Consider the following 15,326-nt stretch of genomic DNA (forward strand, 5'->3'; position numbering starts at 1 on the left):
GGTGTTCTGCCCTCAGCCCGGTCAGCCGCCGATTTCGCCGCCGTCATTGCGGGTGATGGCGACGATGGACGGACGCGGCGGCATCGCCTCGTTGAAGTCCGGGAAGCGGGTGCTGGGCTTATCGAAGGTGGAGTCCTTACCTTCCCCCGGGTGCTGGACCGCGACGAACAGGGTCTTGCCGTCGGGGGTGAATTCCGGGCCGCACATTTCGGCGTCCTTCGGGGTGGCGTAGAAGAACTTGGTCAGGGCGCGGCCCGGGCCGGAGACATCGGCGGCATAAATGCCGTCGGAGATCTTGTTCTTCGCCTGTTCAGAGCCCTGATCGGTCGAAATCCACAGGCGGCCCTTCGGGTCAAAGGCGCAGTTATCCGGGCAGGCCAGCCAGCCGTTTTTCGACACATCGGGGTGATACTTGGCACCATGTTCCGGCTTGGACGGGTCACCGGCCAGCAGGAAGATATCCCAGTGATAGGTGTCAGCGGCATGATCCGCCTTACCGTTCTTCGCCGGGGGGATCATTTCCATCACGTGGCCATAGGCGTTGTTGCCGCGCGGGTTGGCCGCGTCGGTCTGCTCGGCGGTGCGCTTGGTGTTGTTGGTCAGCATGGCATAGACAGCGCCGGTGACCGGGTTGACTTCCACGTCTTCCGGGCGGTCCATCGAGGTCGCGCCGACCAGTTTGGCGGCCCGGCGGGTCTCGATCAGCACATCAGCCAGAGAGTTGAAGCCGTTGGCCGGGGTCAGCGGACCCTGACCGAAGATCATCGGCAGCCAGTGCAGGGTGCCGTCGGCATCAAACCGGGCGACGTACAGGGTGCCGTCATCCAGCAGGCCCAGATTGGCCTGACGGTCTTCCGGGTGGTACTTACCCTTGGTGACAAAGCGGTACAGGTACTGGAAGCGCTCGTCATCGCCGGAATAGACGGTGACGGTGCCGTCGGGGTTGACCGCACAGCCGGCGGCTTCGTGCTTGAAGCGGCCCAGGGCGGTGCGCTTGCGCGGCATCAGGGTCGGGTCATAGGGGTCAACTTCAACCAGCCAGCCGAAGCGGTTCGGCTCGTTCGGTTCCTTATCGACGTTCATGCGGTCGAAGTGCTTGCCCCAGCCGTAGGCGGGCTTGCCTTCAATGCCGTACATCTTGTGATTCTCGGCTTCCTTGGTGCCTGCGGCGGTGCCCGAGAAGTACTGATGGAAGTTTTCTTCCGCCGTCAGCACGGTGCCCCACGGGGTCTTGCCGCCGGCACAGTTGTTCAGGGTGCCCAGCACGCGGGTGCCGGTCCGGTCAGCCTTGGTCTTGACACGGTCATGACCGGCCACCGGGCCGCTGAGCAGCATTTCGGTGGTCAGGAAGGAAATGCGGCGGGCATAGATGCTGTTCTGCACCACGCGCCATTTGCCGTTTTCCTTCTTCACTTCGACCACCGAGTTGCCATGGGCGGCCATCTCGGTTTCCACCTGCGCCTTGGTCACCTTGTCCTGAGCGTCTTTCTCGGTCAGGCCGGGGAACATCAGCTCGGTGTTGGTGTATTCGTGGTTGACGAACAGCAGGCCGTGCTCGGAATTGTCGGACCCGGCGGGCAGCGGCAGATAGCCGACGTAGTCGTTGTTATAGCCAAACTGCTTGGACTGGGCCCAGGCACTCTGGTTGAGCGGGTCGAAGGCTTCGGCGCGCGGTTCGACCTTGTCGCCCCAGCGGATCAGCACCTGCGCCGTATAGCCCGGGGCCACACGGTGGTTGTCGGTGATGGTCTTGTCGATTTCGGTGAAACCGAGGGTGGACTTGCCACCGGCAACGCCGGGGCTGACCATGGCGGTCGCCGCAGCGGCATCCTGCATCATGGCAAAGTGTGACACCATCGAGCCGCCAACGACCGCAGCGGAAGAGACGAACAGGCCGCGCAGGGCCGCACGGCGGGACAGGCGGGCATCGATCAGGGTGTTCAGTGCCGGGGTCTGGTCGGCACAGGCGGTTTCACAGGTGAAATCGGTACGTGTGGTGTCAGCGGTCACGGCTCTTTACCCCCAGGGTCGGGTGTGGTGGAAACTGGCCGGACTTTACCTGCGGCACGCCGTTGTCATCATGAAACCTCGGTAAAACTAATACGGCACTTCCGTTACAGACCGGATGCGGGGGTGAAAACGCGACAGGCGCCACCGGGGGCCGGGGCGCCTGCACACGTATTGCTGAAGAAGAAGGGCGTCCGGCCCTGTCGGCCTTAGTGGGACATCAGCACCGGAACGGTCATCTGCTTCAGGATTTCGCGGGTGGCCCCGCCAAGGATCAGCTCCCGCAGGCGGGAGCGGCCATAGGCCCCCATCACCAGCAGATCGATGCTTTCATCCGTGCAGCGCGACAGCAGGGCATCACCGACCGCCAGATCAACCGCCATGATATGTTCGGCTTCGGCCTTCACGCCATGACGTGCCAGATGCAGGCAGATATCAGCCGAGGGTACGTCGCCATGACCGTCACGGCCACTGCCGTTTCCGCCATTGACCGACACCACTTCGACCTTATCCGCCGCTTTCAGGAACGGCAGGGCATCGGCCACGGCACGGGTTGCTTCGCGGGTGCCGTTCCATGCCACCATCACCCGGCGCCCGATTTCGCCGAAGGTCCCGGCGTAGGGCACCACCAGCACCGGGCGGCCACTGCCGAGCACCAGCTGGTCAACCACTTCTGCCTGACCGTCCACGCTGTCAGATCCCGGCTCATACTGCGAGACCACCACCAGATCAGCGTACTTGGCATGCAGGATCACCTGCTCCAGCAGCGGGCCTTCCACATCCCGCCATTCGCAGCGGGCATCCATACCGGCGGTCTTGCGGGTGAACAGGGTTTTGGCAGCAATGGCAGCCTCGTCATTCCACTGGCGCTGCATGTCCAGCACATCCGGGCCCAGCTGGGTCACCACATAGTTGGGCAGCTGCGGCAGGGGACGGATGTGCAGGCCGATTAGATGTGCATCATGGCGCTGGGCCAGCCGCACGGCCTGATCCAGGGCCTTTTCACTCTTTTCGCCAGAGTCCACCAGCACCACAATATCCCGGAACGCCATGATTTCCTCCTAACTGCCGTTGCCGTCCGGCACCCGGCGCCCCATGTCCGCAGTCCGGACGGAGCGTCCGCCTGCCGGGGATCGCCGGGTGCGGACCGAATTCCGGCAGGGCCGCGCCCGTAGCCGGAAAGAACCGGTTGCCTTTTGGTCCCGCACCATTAGAGGATGATAATACCGCACACCCCGTAGGGGAAGAAGTATCCACAAATGCAGACCGGGTATGCCACCCCGGATATGGTACAGTGCTGTGGCAATCGTTTTCTGTCTGCCTCGGAGTCTGACGCCCCGCCCATGTTTGGCCCCACCCGTGCCCCCGGTTTCGACCATCCCGGACTGACATGGTTCAACGTGCCTGCACCGTTGACGCTGGCGGATCTGCGCGGGCGGGTCACCCTGCTGGATTTCTGGACCAGCGGTTGCATCAACTGTCTGCAGATTTTGCCGACCCTGCGGCGGATTGAGGATGTGTTCTCTGACCGGGTGACGGTCATCGGTGTCCATTCTCCCAAATTTACGGCGGAGAAGGACCCCGGGCTGGTGGCTGACACCATTGCCCGCTACGGCATCCGTCATCCGGTGGTGCATGATCCACGCCGGATTCTGTGGGATCAGTATGCGGTCCGGGCGTGGCCGACACTGGTGGTGATTACCCCGGAGGGACGGATCATCGGCCAGATGTCGGGCGAGCCTGACCCCGACCGGATGATGCAGGGGTTCCATGATCTTCTGGCGACGCTCTCCGGGCGCGGGCAGCTGGCCCCGGCCTCACTGCCGCTGACGGTGCCGGATCCACAGGGCGGGCGGCTGCGCTTTCCGGGGAAAATTCGCCCCCTGCCGCTGGTGGCCCCCGAAACCAACCGCCACTGGGCGATTGCCGACACCGGCCATCATCAGATTGTTCTGACCGATGAGGACGGGCAGGAGCTGACCCGCTTCGGCCATGGCAGCGCGGGGTTGATTGACGGCCCGGCTCACCGTGCCCGTTTCAATGCTCCGCAGGGGGTGGCGGCAGATGCGGCGGCCCTGTATGTGGCAGACACCGGTAACCATGCCCTGCGGCGTATTGACCGCGTCACCGGCATCGTCACCACCGTCGCCGGTACGGGTAAGCGCGGTGGCCCGTTGCTGTTTGATCCCAAAGACGGGGAAAGGACGGCTCTGGCCTCGCCGTGGGATGTTGAGATCCACCGTGGCTTTCTGATCGCCGCCAATGCGGGAACCCACCAGCTTGTCGGTCTGGATCTGGCGCGCGGGAAAGTCCGTGCGCTGGCCGGGACCGGCGGAGAGAATCTGGTCGATGGTCCGGGGGAAGAGGCCCTGCTGGCCCAGCCGAGCGGACTGTATCTGGATGCCACCGCCGGACATCTGTTTTTTGCCGACGCCGAAAGCTCGGCCATCCGTTGCCTTGATCTGAAGACGGATACGGTGACCACCCTGTGCGGGCAGGATCTGTTCGTGTTCGGTCTGCGTGACGGGCCGCTGGATCAGGCCCTGTTGCAGCATCCGCTTGGCCTGTGCGCCTATGACGGAGCGTTGATGATAGCCGATACCTATAACGGTACCCTGCGGCTGCTGGATCAGGCCCATGGCACCCTGTCCGCGCTGGAAGACAGCACCCTTGTCTGTCTTGACCCGCTGTGCCGCCCCTTCCGCGATCCGGCAGGGGTGTGGGATGCGGGGGACAACCGGCTGCTGGTCAGTGACAGCGGCAATCACCGCATTGTCGAGATTGACCTGAGCCGGATGACGTCCCGCACCTGGATGGAATGACAGAAAGAGGGTGGGAAGGGGCAGGCGGTGCCGCCCCTACTGTCCGCGACGGCCATAAACGGTGGCCAGAATGGCTGAGACGACAATCAGCACAACCCCGGCAAAGGCGACGGGATCGGGCAGCAGCCGGAAGACCAGCGCGTCAAGGGTCAGGGCCCACAGCATGGTGGTGTATTCCAGCGGGGCGACCACCGAGGCCGGTGCCCGGGCGAAGGCTTCGGTCATGGCAATCTGCGCCGCACCGCCCAGCAGGCCGGTACAGATCAGCAGGATCATCACGGACAGGGACGGCATCACCCAGTCGCCAAGAAAGTAGCTGGCGGCGCCGAGAACGCTGCTGGTGAGGGTAAAATACAGGGCAATGGCACCGGGCTGCTCGGTATGGGTCAGGCGCTTGAGCTGGGACATGGCGCTGGCGGTAAAGGCGGCGCCGATCATCCCGGCGGCGGTGCCGATCAGGGTGGAATGGTTGATTTCCGGTCCTTGCAGGGCAGGCAGGACCGTCAGGATGATCCCGCCGAAGCCGACAGCCCCCCCTGCGTACACCAGCGGATGCGGCCGTTCCCGCAGGAACAGGCCCCCGGCGATCATCAGCATCAGCGGGGAAAGGAACGACAGCACCGTGGCATTGGCCTGCGGCAGATACGCCAGTGCGGTGAACGACAGGAACATTGCCGCGCAGCCGAACAGGCTGCGCATGGCATGGGTACCCGGGCGGCGGGTGGCCAGCCCGGACGGAAACTGGCCGCGCAGGCTGAGGTACACCACCAGCGGCAGCAGCGCGAAAATACTGCGGAAAAAGACGATCTGCCCGACCGGGGCCTCAGCCGATGACAGACGCACGCAGGTCGACATCACGGCGAACAGCAGGGTGGAGGCAATCTTCAGGATGATGGCATGCCGGTAGGCGATGGCGGTCATGGTGGGGAGTCTGTCCGGCCAGAGAAAGGGTGGGAGACACGGGGGAATCAGGCGGTGCGCGGGCGACGGCTGTAAACGGTCACCAGCACGGCAGAGGCGATGATGACGCCCGATCCCAGCAGGGTCATCGGGCCGGGGAACAGATCAAACAGCACCAGATCAAAGCCGACGGCCCAGAGCATGGAGGTGTATTCCAGCGGGGCGACCACCGTCGCCGGGGCGCGGGCGAGGGACTCTGTCATCGCGATATGGGCCAGTCCCCCGGCCAGTCCGGCGGCGAACAACAGGCCCACGGTTGCCAGTCCGGGCATGACCCACGGGGTGAACAGGGATGACAGCAACCCGGCGGTGCCACAGGAGAGGCAGAAATACAGAACGATTGCGCCGGGATTTTCCGTGGCGGTCAGGCGTTTGATCTGGGTCATCGCCGCTGCGGTGCAGGCGGCGCAGCCGAGCCCGCTGAGGGTGCCATAAATGACTGTCGTATCTGCCGAGCCCTGCAGGGCAGGCAGCACCATGACCAGAATTCCGGCAAAGCCGAGGACCGCGCCGACAAAGACCATGGTATGGGGGCGTTCCCGCAGGATCAGCGGGGCGAGCCCCATCACCAGCAGCGGGGCAACGAAGGACAGGGCCGTGGCATTGGCCTGCGGCAGCAGCGACAGGGTCAGAAACGACAGATACATGCTGCCGACGCTGAACACCCCGCGCAGCAGGTGGGAGCGGGGGTGGCGGGTGACAATGCCCGAGGGAAACTGACCCTTTGCCGCCAGATACAGCGTCAGCGGTAACAGGGCAAGGGTGCTGCGGAAGAAGACGATTTCCCCCACCGGGACATCCCGCGACAGCAGCCGGACACAGGCGCTCAGCAGGCTGAACAGCAGCGTGGCAAGCAGGTACAGCAGAATGGCACTGGGCAGGCGGGCCGTCATGGCAGACCTTCGGCAGGGAAAGGCCGGGTCAGGGATGGATCCGGTCAGGGAAAACCCCGGGGCGGCAGATGCCGGATGCAGTCTGCCGCCCCGGGGCCGGTTTTATCGCATCATCGGGCAAAGGTCTTACAACCTCTGTCCCTCAGATGATGCGGTAAAGGCTGGGGAGCCCGTGGGATCCAGTATGCGGGGAGTTTTTCTTTTCCCGTGAGAGCAAATCTCTCAGGGCGAGGGTAACCAAAAGTCATGCTTGTGCGGCTGGTCCTGCCGGGTCGGCAAGAAAGCGATAATCTACGCCCCGGATGTGGAAAACTGCCGCTGCTGCCTTTTCCCCCCGTTGCAACCACCGGAAGGCCGTGCAATGGTGACGGCATGATGACACGTCACTGCACTGATTTCTGGGTTTTCGGCTATGGGTCCCTGATGTGGAACCCCGGCTTCACCTTCGAGGAAGCCGTTCCGGCAGTGCTGGACGGATACTACCGCAGTTTCTGCATTTATTCCCATCATTACCGGGGCACCCCGGCCCGGCCGGGGCTGGTGCTGGGCCTGAACGAGGGCGGTCAGTGTTCCGGCCTTGGCTTCCGTATCGCACCGGATCAGGTTGGCACGGTGCAGGATTACCTGCGGGAGCGGGAGCTGATCGGCTATGCCTACCGCGAAGCGACCCTGCCGCTGGCCCTGCGTGATGGCCGCACCTGTGATGCCTATACGTTTGTTGCCGATCCCACCCATGGTCAGTATGCCGGGGAACTGGGGCTGGAACGGTCGGCGGAGCTGATCATGGATGCGGTCGGCTGCGCCGGTCTTAACCGCGATTACCTGATCCAGACGGTGCGACGGCTGGAGGCGCACGGATTCCACGATCCTCACCTGTTCGCTCTGCTGCGCGAGGTGGAGGTACGGACCGGTGCCATCGAGGCGGGAAGCGGGATCTGACGGTACAGAATACGAAAAGACACAGGATACGAAAAAGGCGGGAAGAGACCTCCCGCCTTTTGTGTGTCTGCCGCAGCCGTTTCAGCCGGTCGGCACCGGGTCAGCCCAGCAGCAGTTTGTCGTCGTCCAGCGCTTCGTTGCGCACCTTGGCAAACTGATCGAGCAGATCCTGCACCGTCAGCCCCTTACGCTGATCCCCGGCAATATCCAGCACGATCCGCCCTTCATGCAGCATGATGGTGCGGTCGCCGTGGTCCAGCGCATGACGCATGGAATGGGTGACCATCAGGGTGGTCAGCTTCTGGTCCTGCACGATGCGGTCGGTCAGGGCCATCACCATGGCAGCGGTCTTGGGGTCCAGCGCGGCGGTGTGTTCGTCCAGCAGCAGAATGCGTGACGGTTGCAGGGCCGCCATCAGCAGGCTGACAGACTGACGCTGGCCGCCGGACAGCAGGCCCATCTGTGCGCCCAGCCGGTTTTCCAGCCCCAGCCCCAGATCGCGCAGGGTCTCGCGGAAACGGTCCCGCCGCCCGGAGTCCAGTGCCAGCGAGAACCCCCGGCGGGTGCCGCGCCCGGCGGCAAGGGCCAGATTCTCTTCGACCGTCATGTCACCGCAGGTTCCGGCCAGCGGATCCTGAAACACCCGGGCGACCAGACCGGCGCGGCGGTGTGACGGCCATGCGGTCACGTCCTGCTCGTCGATGGTGATGGCACCGCTTTCCGGCTGATAGTCCCCGGCGAGCGCATTCAGCAGGGTCGATTTGCCTGCCCCGTTGGAGCCGATGACGGTGACGAATTCCCCGGCGGGGATGTCAAGGGTCACGCCCCGCAGGGCCAGCCGTTCAGTCGGGGCGCCACGGTTGAAGGTCAGATGCAGGTCAGAACAGCGGATCACGGGGCATCTCCGGCAGTCGGGCGGGCAGCGGTCGGTTGGGCCGTCCGGGCCCGTCTGGCGCGGCGGCTGGCGGCCTCGCGCTTCAGACGGGGCAGGATCAGCGCCAGCCCGACCAGAATGGCGGTCATCAGGTTAAGGTCCGAGGCGGTCAGCCCCAGCGTATCGGCATTCAGTGCGAAGCCGATGGCAAGGCGGTACATCACCGACCCGGCCAGACAGGCCAGCAGCATCCACAGCACCGACCGCGCGGGCAGCAGGGTTTCCCCGATGATCACGGCGGCAAGGCCGATAACGATGGTGCCGATCCCCATGGTGACGTCGGCAAAGCCGTTGGCCTGCGCAAACAGTGCCCCGGCCAGCGCCACCAGACCGTTGGACAGGCCCATTCCCAGATAGGTGGTGGCATCGGTGGAAATGCCGTTGGCCCGGGCCATGCGCGGGTTGCTGCCGGTGGCACGCAGGGCCAGACCGGATGCGCTGTTCAGATAACGGGCCAGCAGCAGGGCGACCAGCAGGGTGATGACGGCAAAGACAATCGGCTTCAGCCAGTAATCCTGCAGCCCGAGCCCCTGAAACGGCGTCAGCACCGTATCGACCATCAGCAGCGGCACGTTCGGCCCGCCCATCACCCGCAGGCTGACGGTGTACAGTGCGGTCATGGTCAGAATGCTGGCGAGCAGGTGCAGGATGCCGAAGCGCAGGTTCAGCACGGCGGTGACCAGACCGGCGGCAGCCCCGGCCAGAATGGCGGCAAAGCTGGCGAGGTAGGGATCAACCCCCTTGGTGATCAGGGTGGCGGCCACGGCGGCCCCCAGCGGGAAGCTGCCGTCCACGGTCAGGTCAGGGAAGTTCAGAACCCGGAACGACAGGTAGACGCCAAAGGCGACCAAGGCATAGACAAGGCCGATTTCGACCGAGCCCAGCAGGGCAATCACAGACATGGGGGTCTCTCGGGGCAGGGGATAAAACAGCCGGCCTCCGGCGGGGACCGGAGGCCGGACAGATCACGGCGGAAGGGTTATTCGACCACCTTGGTGGCGCGCTTCAGCACGGCGTCAGGAATGGTGACGCCCTGCGCGGCAGCGGCCTTTTTATTGACCGACAGCTTGGACGAAGACGCGGTGCGGGTGGCAATCGCCCCGGCCTTTTCGCCCTTCAGCACCGCAGCGACCATCGAGGCGGTCTGGATGCCAAGGTCGTAGTAGTCGAAACCGACGGCGGCGACGGCACCACGCTCGACCGAGTCGATATCGGCGGCAAACACCGGGATCTTGTTGTCGTTGCCGACCTTGACCACGCTTTCCAGCGCCGAGACGATGGTGTTGTCGGTCAGGGTGTAGATGGCATCGACCTTGCCGACCAGACTCTGGGTGGCGGCCAGCACATCCGACGACTTGTTGGCGGCGGCGGTGACAATCTCGAACCCGGCGGCCGGACCGGCCTTCTTCAGGGCATTGACCAGCGACACGGCGTTGGATTCACCCGGGTTGTACGGCACGCCGATCTTCTTGGCATTGGGCATGAACGCGCGGATCAGGTCGAGATGCTCGTCCAGCGGCAGCATGTCAGACAGGCCGGTGACGTTGGTGCCTGACGGGTCAAGCGACGGCACCAGCTTGGCGCTGACCGGATCAGTGACGGCAGAGAAGATCAGCGGAATGTCGCGGGTGGCAGTGGCCACGGCCTGCGCTGACGGGGTGGCGATGGCCACGATGGCGTCCGGCTTTTCCCCCACCAGCTTGCGGGCGATCTGGGCGGCGGTGGCCGGGCTGCCCTGCGCGCTTTCGTAGGTGAACTTAATATCCGGGAAGCCCTGGGCCTTCAGGCCGTCCTTCACGCCGTCGCGGATGGCGTTCAGCGCCGGATGTTCGACAATGGCGGTGACGGCGACATACTTGGATTCAGCCAGCGCCGGCGCGGCGAGGACGGACGCCGACAGCAGGGCGGCGGACAGCAGGGCGGCAGGGCGCCCGAAACGGAACATCGACATGGAGCCTCCGAAGGCAACTGCCCCGGTTTGGGGCGAAATCCAGTTGGCTTTCCGGTTGTAGAGGGTTCATCCGGCGGGGTCCAGCCTGTCGTGCTATTCCCCTATGCCGAAACGGTCACGCCGGAAGACCCAGCAGAACAGCGGTCAGGGCGCTGCCGGGGTCGGCCAGCGGGGCAATGACGGTAAAGTGGTTGTCGCCGTCCGACTCCAGCGCCAGAACGGCCTGCCCGAACCCGGCCCACAGCTGCGCCAGCAGCAGGTTCTGGCGGCGGAATTCCGGCAGCTCTCCGCCGCCGCACCACGCCACGGCGGGCACCTCCGGCAGCGGGGTCAGCAGGGCCGGACTGAGATTGGCCGCCGATTCCGGGGTCAGCCGGAGAGAATCGTTCAGTCTGGTGCCCAGCAGCGGGCGCAGGTCATGCAGGCCGCTGATCGAAACAACCCGCGCCAGCCGGGCCCGTTCCGCCGCTGCCAGGGGGCCTTCGTCGCACATCATCAGGCTGACCAGATGCCCGCCTGCCGAATGCCCGGTCAGGATCAGCGGGCCATCCACTTCCCGCGCGGCAGCGGCAATGGCGGCGGCGGTCTGGCTGGCGATCTGCTCGATCGTCACCGCCGGGCACAGGTCATAACTCGGCATGGCCACCGCCCAGCCGTGCGCCAGCGGCCCGGCAGCCAGATGGCTTGATGTCGATTTATCAAACGACACCCAATATCCGCCGTGAATGAAGAGGATCAGGCCCTTCGGTGTCCCTTCCGGCAGAAACAGGTCAAAGCGGTGGCGCTGGCCGGGGCCATAGGGCAGATCCAGCCGGGCGCGGCTGCCGCAGCTGTCCCGGAACGCGGCGGCGTCGCGGGCCCAGCCGTCAAACAGCGCGGCATGGTCCGGTACGGCGGCGCGGTTGGAATAGGCGGCGTCCCAATCCTGTACCACCGGCCAGAAAGCACTGACGGAATAGGGTGGTTTCCGGGGATCAGGGCTGCCACCGTTCCCGGATTTTCTGGCAGATGCAGCGGGGGAACGGCTCATGGTCGGGCTCCTGTTTCCGGCGGGTGGCCTGATGTGGGGTCACCTCTGTTTGGGGGCAGTCTGCCAGCAATTCAAGGCTGCGGCAATGCGGTGACGGGGAGGGGGCCGGCGGAGAGTGGTGTGCGCCGCAAAAATTTTAAGTATGAAATTTTAGGCTTGAAATAGTTTTCGGGCTGCGGTGTCATGGGTACAGAAATTGACTGTCCAGACCCGGCCCGCCGATGGCCTGCCGGGCAGGTGACGAGCGGAGGCACCCATGAAAGTAGCCTGTCTTGGCGGTGGTCCTGCCGGATTGTATTTCGCCATCAGCATGAAGCGGCGCGATCCCTCCCACGAGATTGTGGTGGTGGAGCGGAACCGCCCTTACGACACCTTCGGCTGGGGGGTGGTGCTGTCGGATGAGACCCTCGGCCATCTGGAAAAGAATGATCCGCGCAGCGCGGAGATGATCCGCGAGGCCTTTGCGTACTGGGATGATATCGCCGTCCATTACCGGGGGCAGGTGGTGCGCTCCGGCGGGCATGGGTTCTGCGGGATTGGCCGTAAAAAGCTGCTGAACGTGCTGCAGGACCGCTGCACGGAGCTGGGGGTCGAACTGCGCTTTGAGACCGAGATCAACGGCGCGGAAGACTTTGCCGGATATGATCTGGTGGTGGCCTGCGACGGCATCAATTCTAAAATCCGCAGCCAGCACGCCGATGTTTTCAGGCCGGATATCGAGCAGCGCGCCAACAAGTACATCTGGCTGGGAACGCACCAGAAGTTTGATGATGCCTTCAGCTTCATCTTTGAAGAAACCGAACACGGCTGGGTGTGGGTGCATGCCTACCAGTTTGATCCCGAGACGGCGACCTTCATCGTTGAGTGTTCCGAGGCAACCTGGCGTGGCCTTGGCTTTGACCGGATGGATGGCCCGCAGACCATTGCCGCCTGCGAAAAGCTGTTCGCCAAATATCTGGGCGGCCACAGCCTGATGTCCAACGCCCGCCATCTGCGCGGCTCGGCATGGCTGAATTTCCAGCGGGTTCTGTGTGAAAAGTGGTCGCACGGCAATGTGGTGCTGATGGGCGATGCCGCCGCCACCGCGCATTTCTCCATTGGGTCGGGGTCGAAGCTGGCGGTGGAAAGCGCGATTGCGCTGGCGGAGTATCTGCATTCCGAACCGACGCTACAGGCCGCCTTTGACCGTTACGAGGCTGACCGCCGGGTTGAGGTGCTGAAACTGCAGAGCGCCGCCCGCAATTCGACCGAGTGGTTTGAGGACGTGGAACGCTATCTGCACCTTGATCCGGTGCAGTTCACCTATTCTCTGCTGACCAGGTCGCAGCGGGTCAGCCATGAAAATCTGCGCCTGCGTGATGCAGCCTGGCTGGACGGGGCGGAAAAGTGGTTTGAACAGCAGGCCACCGGCACCGCCCCGGCCACGGCCCGCCCGCCGATGTTCACCCCGCTGACCCTGCGCGGCGTCACCCTGCCCAACCGCATCGTGGTGTCGCCGATGGCCCAGTACTCCGCCACCGACGGCCTGCCGGGGGACTGGCACTTTGTGCATTATACCAGCCGGGCGTTGGGCGGTGCCGGACTGGTCACCACCGAGATGACCTGCATTTCCGCCGATGCCCGCATTACGCCGGGCTGTACCGGCCTGTATACCGATGCGCAGGAAGCCGGATGGAAGCGGATTGTCGATTTCATCCACGCTGAAACACCGGCCAAGGCTGCTATCCAGCTTGGTCACGCCGGGCCGAAGGGCTCCACCCAGCTGGGGTGGGAGACGATGGATGCCCCGCTGGCCGAAGGGAACTGGGGCCTGATCGCCCCGTCGGCGGTGGCATGGTCCGATGGCAACCAGACCCCGCGGGCGATGACCCGCGCTGATATGGACCGGGTGCGTGATGACTTTGTCGCGGCGGCCCGCCGCGCCGCCCGGGCCGGGTTTGACGTGCTGGAGCTGCACTACGCCCACGGCTACCTGATGTCGGCCTTTATCACCCCGCTGACCAACCGGCGCGATGACGAGTATGGCGGATCACTGGAGAACCGCATGCGGTTCCCGCTGGAGGTGTTCCACGCCGTGCGGGCGGTGTGGCCGGATGACCGCCCGATCAGCGTGCGCATTTCCGCCAGTGACTGGGTCGGCGATGACGGCATCCAGCCGGAGGATGCGGTGGCGGTGGCGGCGATGCTGAAAGAGGCCGGGGTGGATATCGTTGATGTCTCCGCCGGGCAGACCAGCATCAAGGCCCGCCCGGTCTATGGCCGGATGTTCCAGACCCCCTTCGCCGACCGGGTGCGCAACGAGGCGCAGGTGGCAACCATGGCGGTCGGCAATATTTTTGAGCCCGATCATCTGAATTCTATCCTGATGGCAGGCCGGGCTGACCTGTGCTGTCTGGCCCGCCCGCATCTGGCGGACCCCTACTGGGGCCTGCATGCGGCGGTGAAACTGGGGTACGAGGCGATGCCGTGGCCCCGGCAGTACCGCGCCGGGCGGGATCAGGCGTACCGGCTGGCCGCGCGCGGGCCGGAACAGATGACCGGAAAGGTCTGAGGCGATGACAGGTCTGGCGGGAAAACATGCGGTGGTGACCGGCGGCGGCACCGGGGTCGGGGCGGCAATCGCCCGGTCTCTGGCGGCAGCCGGGGCGACCGTCACCGTCACCGGGCGGCGGGATCAGCCGTTGCGCGATCTGGCGGCGGCAGTGCCGGGCATTGACTGGGTCTGTGCCGACAGCACCGATGAGGCGGCGGTGAACGCCCTGTTTGCCACTGTCGACCAGCGTCATGGCAAGGCCGATATTGTGGTGGCGAATGCCGGTGCGGCGGAAAGCCGCCCGTTCGGTAAAACCTCGCTGGATCTGTGGACCCGGATGCTGACCGTCAACCTGACCGGCAGCTTCCTGACCTGCCGGGCCGCCCTGCCGGCGATGCAGGCGGCGGGCTGGGGGCGGCTGGTGATGGTTGCCTCCACCGCCGGGCTGAAGGGCTATCCCTATGTCAGCGCCTATGTTGCCGCCAAGCATGGGGTGATCGGCCTGACCCGGGCCTTGGCGCAGGAAACCGTGCGCAGCGGTGTCACCGTTAATGCGGTCTGTCCCGGCTTTACCGAAACCCCGCTGTTGGCCGAGGCGGTGCAGACGATTGTTGCCAAAACCGGCCGCACCGAGGCCGAGGCCCGGGCCGAGCTGGCCGCCAGCAACCCGATGGGGCGGTTTGTGCAGCCCGATGAGGTCGCCGCCACCGTGCTGTGGCTGTGCAGCGACGGGGCCGCCGCCGTGACCGGGCAGGCGATTTCTGTGTCGGGAGGCGAGATATGAGCCGGACGGAACTGACCCCCAGCAAGCAGCGCCTGCGGCTGTGGCTGAAGCTGCTGCGGCTGACCCGGGGCGTGGAAGCTGACCTGCGGGAACGGCTGCGGGTGGAGTATGGGGCTACGCTGCCGCGCTTTGACGTGATGGCGGCGCTGTTCCGCGCTGACGAGGCCCGGGCGGATCACGGTCTGACGATGACGGAACTGTCCCGTGCCCTGATGGTGTCGAACGGTAACGTCACCGGCATCATCGAGCGGCTGGTGGAAGACGGGTTTGTGCAGCGCCGCCCGGATGAGACGGACCGCCGCACCACCTTCGTGCAGCTGACCGAGGCCGGAAAGACCGCCTTTCAGGGCATGGCGCAGGCACATGAAGGCTGGGTCAACGACCTGCTGTCGCCGCTGGCCCCGGCTGAGGTCGATCACCTGATTGAGGTGCTGGACGCCCACCGGGCGGCGCGCACCTCCAGCGAATAAACA

General features: G+C 64.9%; 13 protein-coding genes. 5 read left to right on the forward strand and 8 right to left on the reverse strand.

From position 1 onward, the window contains the following. Positions 1-21 precede the first annotated feature (21 nt). The gene (locus tag G365_RS0106565; RefSeq protein WP_019644711.1) at positions 22-2,010 is read right to left on the reverse strand and encodes a PhoX family protein; all 1,989 of its coding nucleotides are present in this window, start codon (positions 2,008-2,010) and stop codon (positions 22-24) included. A gap of 206 nt (positions 2,011-2,216) precedes the next feature. Continuing rightward, a complete protein-coding gene (locus tag G365_RS0106570; RefSeq protein ID WP_019644712.1) occupies positions 2,217-3,059 on the reverse strand; it encodes a universal stress protein in 843 nt (280 codons plus the stop codon). Between the two features lie 207 nt (positions 3,060-3,266). Between G365_RS0106570 and G365_RS0106575 the strand changes: the two genes are divergently transcribed. After that, positions 3,267-4,829 (forward strand): thioredoxin-like domain-containing protein, encoded by a 1,563-nt coding sequence (locus G365_RS0106575; RefSeq protein WP_019644713.1) that lies wholly within the window; start codon positions 3,267-3,269, stop codon positions 4,827-4,829. A 36-nt stretch (positions 4,830-4,865) separates the two neighbouring features. On the opposite strand, the gene G365_RS0106580 is transcribed toward G365_RS0106575, so the two are convergent. Together G365_RS0106580 and G365_RS0106585 are read right to left on the reverse strand one after the other, a co-directional pair. Then, positions 4,866-5,750 carry a DMT family transporter gene (locus tag G365_RS0106580; RefSeq protein WP_019644714.1) on the reverse strand — a complete coding sequence of 295 codons (885 nt, stop codon included), beginning with the start codon at positions 5,748-5,750 and terminating at the stop codon, positions 4,866-4,868. A gap of 47 nt (positions 5,751-5,797) precedes the next feature. Next, complete coding sequence (locus G365_RS0106585) at positions 5,798-6,682, reverse strand: DMT family transporter (RefSeq protein ID WP_019644715.1); 885 nt, start codon at positions 6,680-6,682, stop codon at positions 5,798-5,800. Positions 6,683-7,054: 372 nt separating this feature from the next. Between G365_RS0106585 and G365_RS0106590 the strand changes: the two genes are divergently transcribed. Then, positions 7,055-7,621 carry a gamma-glutamylcyclotransferase gene (locus G365_RS0106590; protein WP_019644716.1) on the forward strand — a complete coding sequence of 189 codons (567 nt, stop codon included), beginning with the start codon at positions 7,055-7,057 and terminating at the stop codon, positions 7,619-7,621. Positions 7,622-7,721: 100 nt separating this feature from the next. Here the strand turns inward: G365_RS0106590 and G365_RS0106595 are convergent, their stop codons facing one another. The 4 genes from G365_RS0106595 to G365_RS0106610 form a co-directional block, all read right to left on the reverse strand. Further along, positions 7,722-8,516 carry an ABC transporter ATP-binding protein gene (locus tag G365_RS0106595; RefSeq protein WP_019644717.1) on the reverse strand — a complete coding sequence of 265 codons (795 nt, stop codon included), beginning with the start codon at positions 8,514-8,516 and terminating at the stop codon, positions 7,722-7,724. Then, positions 8,513-9,457 (reverse strand): ABC transporter permease, encoded by a 945-nt coding sequence (locus G365_RS0106600; protein WP_019644718.1) that lies wholly within the window; start codon positions 9,455-9,457, stop codon positions 8,513-8,515. The genes G365_RS0106595 and G365_RS0106600 overlap by 4 nt, the downstream gene beginning before the upstream one ends. 77 nt (positions 9,458-9,534) lie before the next feature. After that, on the reverse strand, positions 9,535-10,506 hold the full coding sequence (locus G365_RS0106605) for an ABC transporter substrate-binding protein (protein WP_019644719.1): 972 nt from the start codon (positions 10,504-10,506) through the stop codon (positions 9,535-9,537). 115 nt (positions 10,507-10,621) lie between these two features. Further along, positions 10,622-11,536, reverse strand: a complete 915-nt coding sequence (locus tag G365_RS0106610; protein ID WP_019644720.1) for an alpha/beta hydrolase — start codon at positions 11,534-11,536, stop codon at positions 10,622-10,624. A gap of 256 nt (positions 11,537-11,792) precedes the next feature. Between G365_RS0106610 and G365_RS0106615 the strand changes: the two genes are divergently transcribed. Genes G365_RS0106615 through G365_RS0106625 form a run of 3 tightly spaced genes read left to right on the forward strand, consistent with a single transcriptional unit; the run spans position 11,793 to position 15,323 of the window. Continuing rightward, positions 11,793-14,087 (forward strand): bifunctional salicylyl-CoA 5-hydroxylase/oxidoreductase, encoded by a 2,295-nt coding sequence (locus G365_RS0106615; protein WP_019644721.1) that lies wholly within the window; start codon positions 11,793-11,795, stop codon positions 14,085-14,087. A gap of 4 nt (positions 14,088-14,091) precedes the next feature. After that, a complete protein-coding gene (locus tag G365_RS0106620; protein ID WP_019644722.1) occupies positions 14,092-14,853 on the forward strand; it encodes an SDR family NAD(P)-dependent oxidoreductase in 762 nt (253 codons plus the stop codon). Then, on the forward strand, positions 14,850-15,323 hold the full coding sequence (locus G365_RS0106625) for a MarR family winged helix-turn-helix transcriptional regulator (RefSeq protein WP_019644723.1): 474 nt from the start codon (positions 14,850-14,852) through the stop codon (positions 15,321-15,323). Before G365_RS0106620 ends, G365_RS0106625 begins: the two co-directional genes overlap by 4 nt. Positions 15,324-15,326: the final 3 nt, after the last annotated feature.

This window comes from Novispirillum itersonii subsp. itersonii ATCC 12639 (assembly GCF_000381985.1).
In the GTDB taxonomy this organism is placed as follows: Bacteria; Pseudomonadota; Alphaproteobacteria; order Rhodospirillales; family Rhodospirillaceae; genus Novispirillum; species Novispirillum itersonii.

Excerpts from the sequence above, each read along its gene's own strand:
- G365_RS0106585 (WP_019644715.1), bottom strand. The coding sequence starts at position 6,682 with ATGACGGCCCGCCTGCCCAGTGCCATTCTGCTGTACCTGCTTGCCACG.
- G365_RS0106600 (WP_019644718.1), bottom strand. The coding sequence starts at position 9,457 with ATGTCTGTGATTGCCCTGCTGGGCTCGGTCGAAATCGGCCTTGTCTAT.
- G365_RS0106605 (WP_019644719.1), bottom strand. The coding sequence starts at position 10,506 with ATGTCGATGTTCCGTTTCGGGCGCCCTGCCGCCCTGCTGTCCGCCGCC.
- G365_RS0106570 (WP_019644712.1), bottom strand. The coding sequence starts at position 3,059 with ATGGCGTTCCGGGATATTGTGGTGCTGGTGGACTCTGGCGAAAAGAGT.
- G365_RS0106615 (WP_019644721.1), top strand. The coding sequence starts at position 11,793 with ATGAAAGTAGCCTGTCTTGGCGGTGGTCCTGCCGGATTGTATTTCGCC.
- G365_RS0106590 (WP_019644716.1), top strand. The coding sequence starts at position 7,055 with ATGATGACACGTCACTGCACTGATTTCTGGGTTTTCGGCTATGGGTCC.
- G365_RS0106625 (WP_019644723.1), top strand. The coding sequence starts at position 14,850 with ATGAGCCGGACGGAACTGACCCCCAGCAAGCAGCGCCTGCGGCTGTGG.
- G365_RS0106620 (WP_019644722.1), top strand. The coding sequence starts at position 14,092 with ATGACAGGTCTGGCGGGAAAACATGCGGTGGTGACCGGCGGCGGCACC.
- G365_RS0106580 (WP_019644714.1), bottom strand. The coding sequence starts at position 5,750 with ATGACCGCCATCGCCTACCGGCATGCCATCATCCTGAAGATTGCCTCC.
- G365_RS0106610 (WP_019644720.1), bottom strand. The coding sequence starts at position 11,536 with ATGAGCCGTTCCCCCGCTGCATCTGCCAGAAAATCCGGGAACGGTGGC.
- G365_RS0106575 (WP_019644713.1), top strand. The coding sequence starts at position 3,267 with ATGCAGACCGGGTATGCCACCCCGGATATGGTACAGTGCTGTGGCAAT.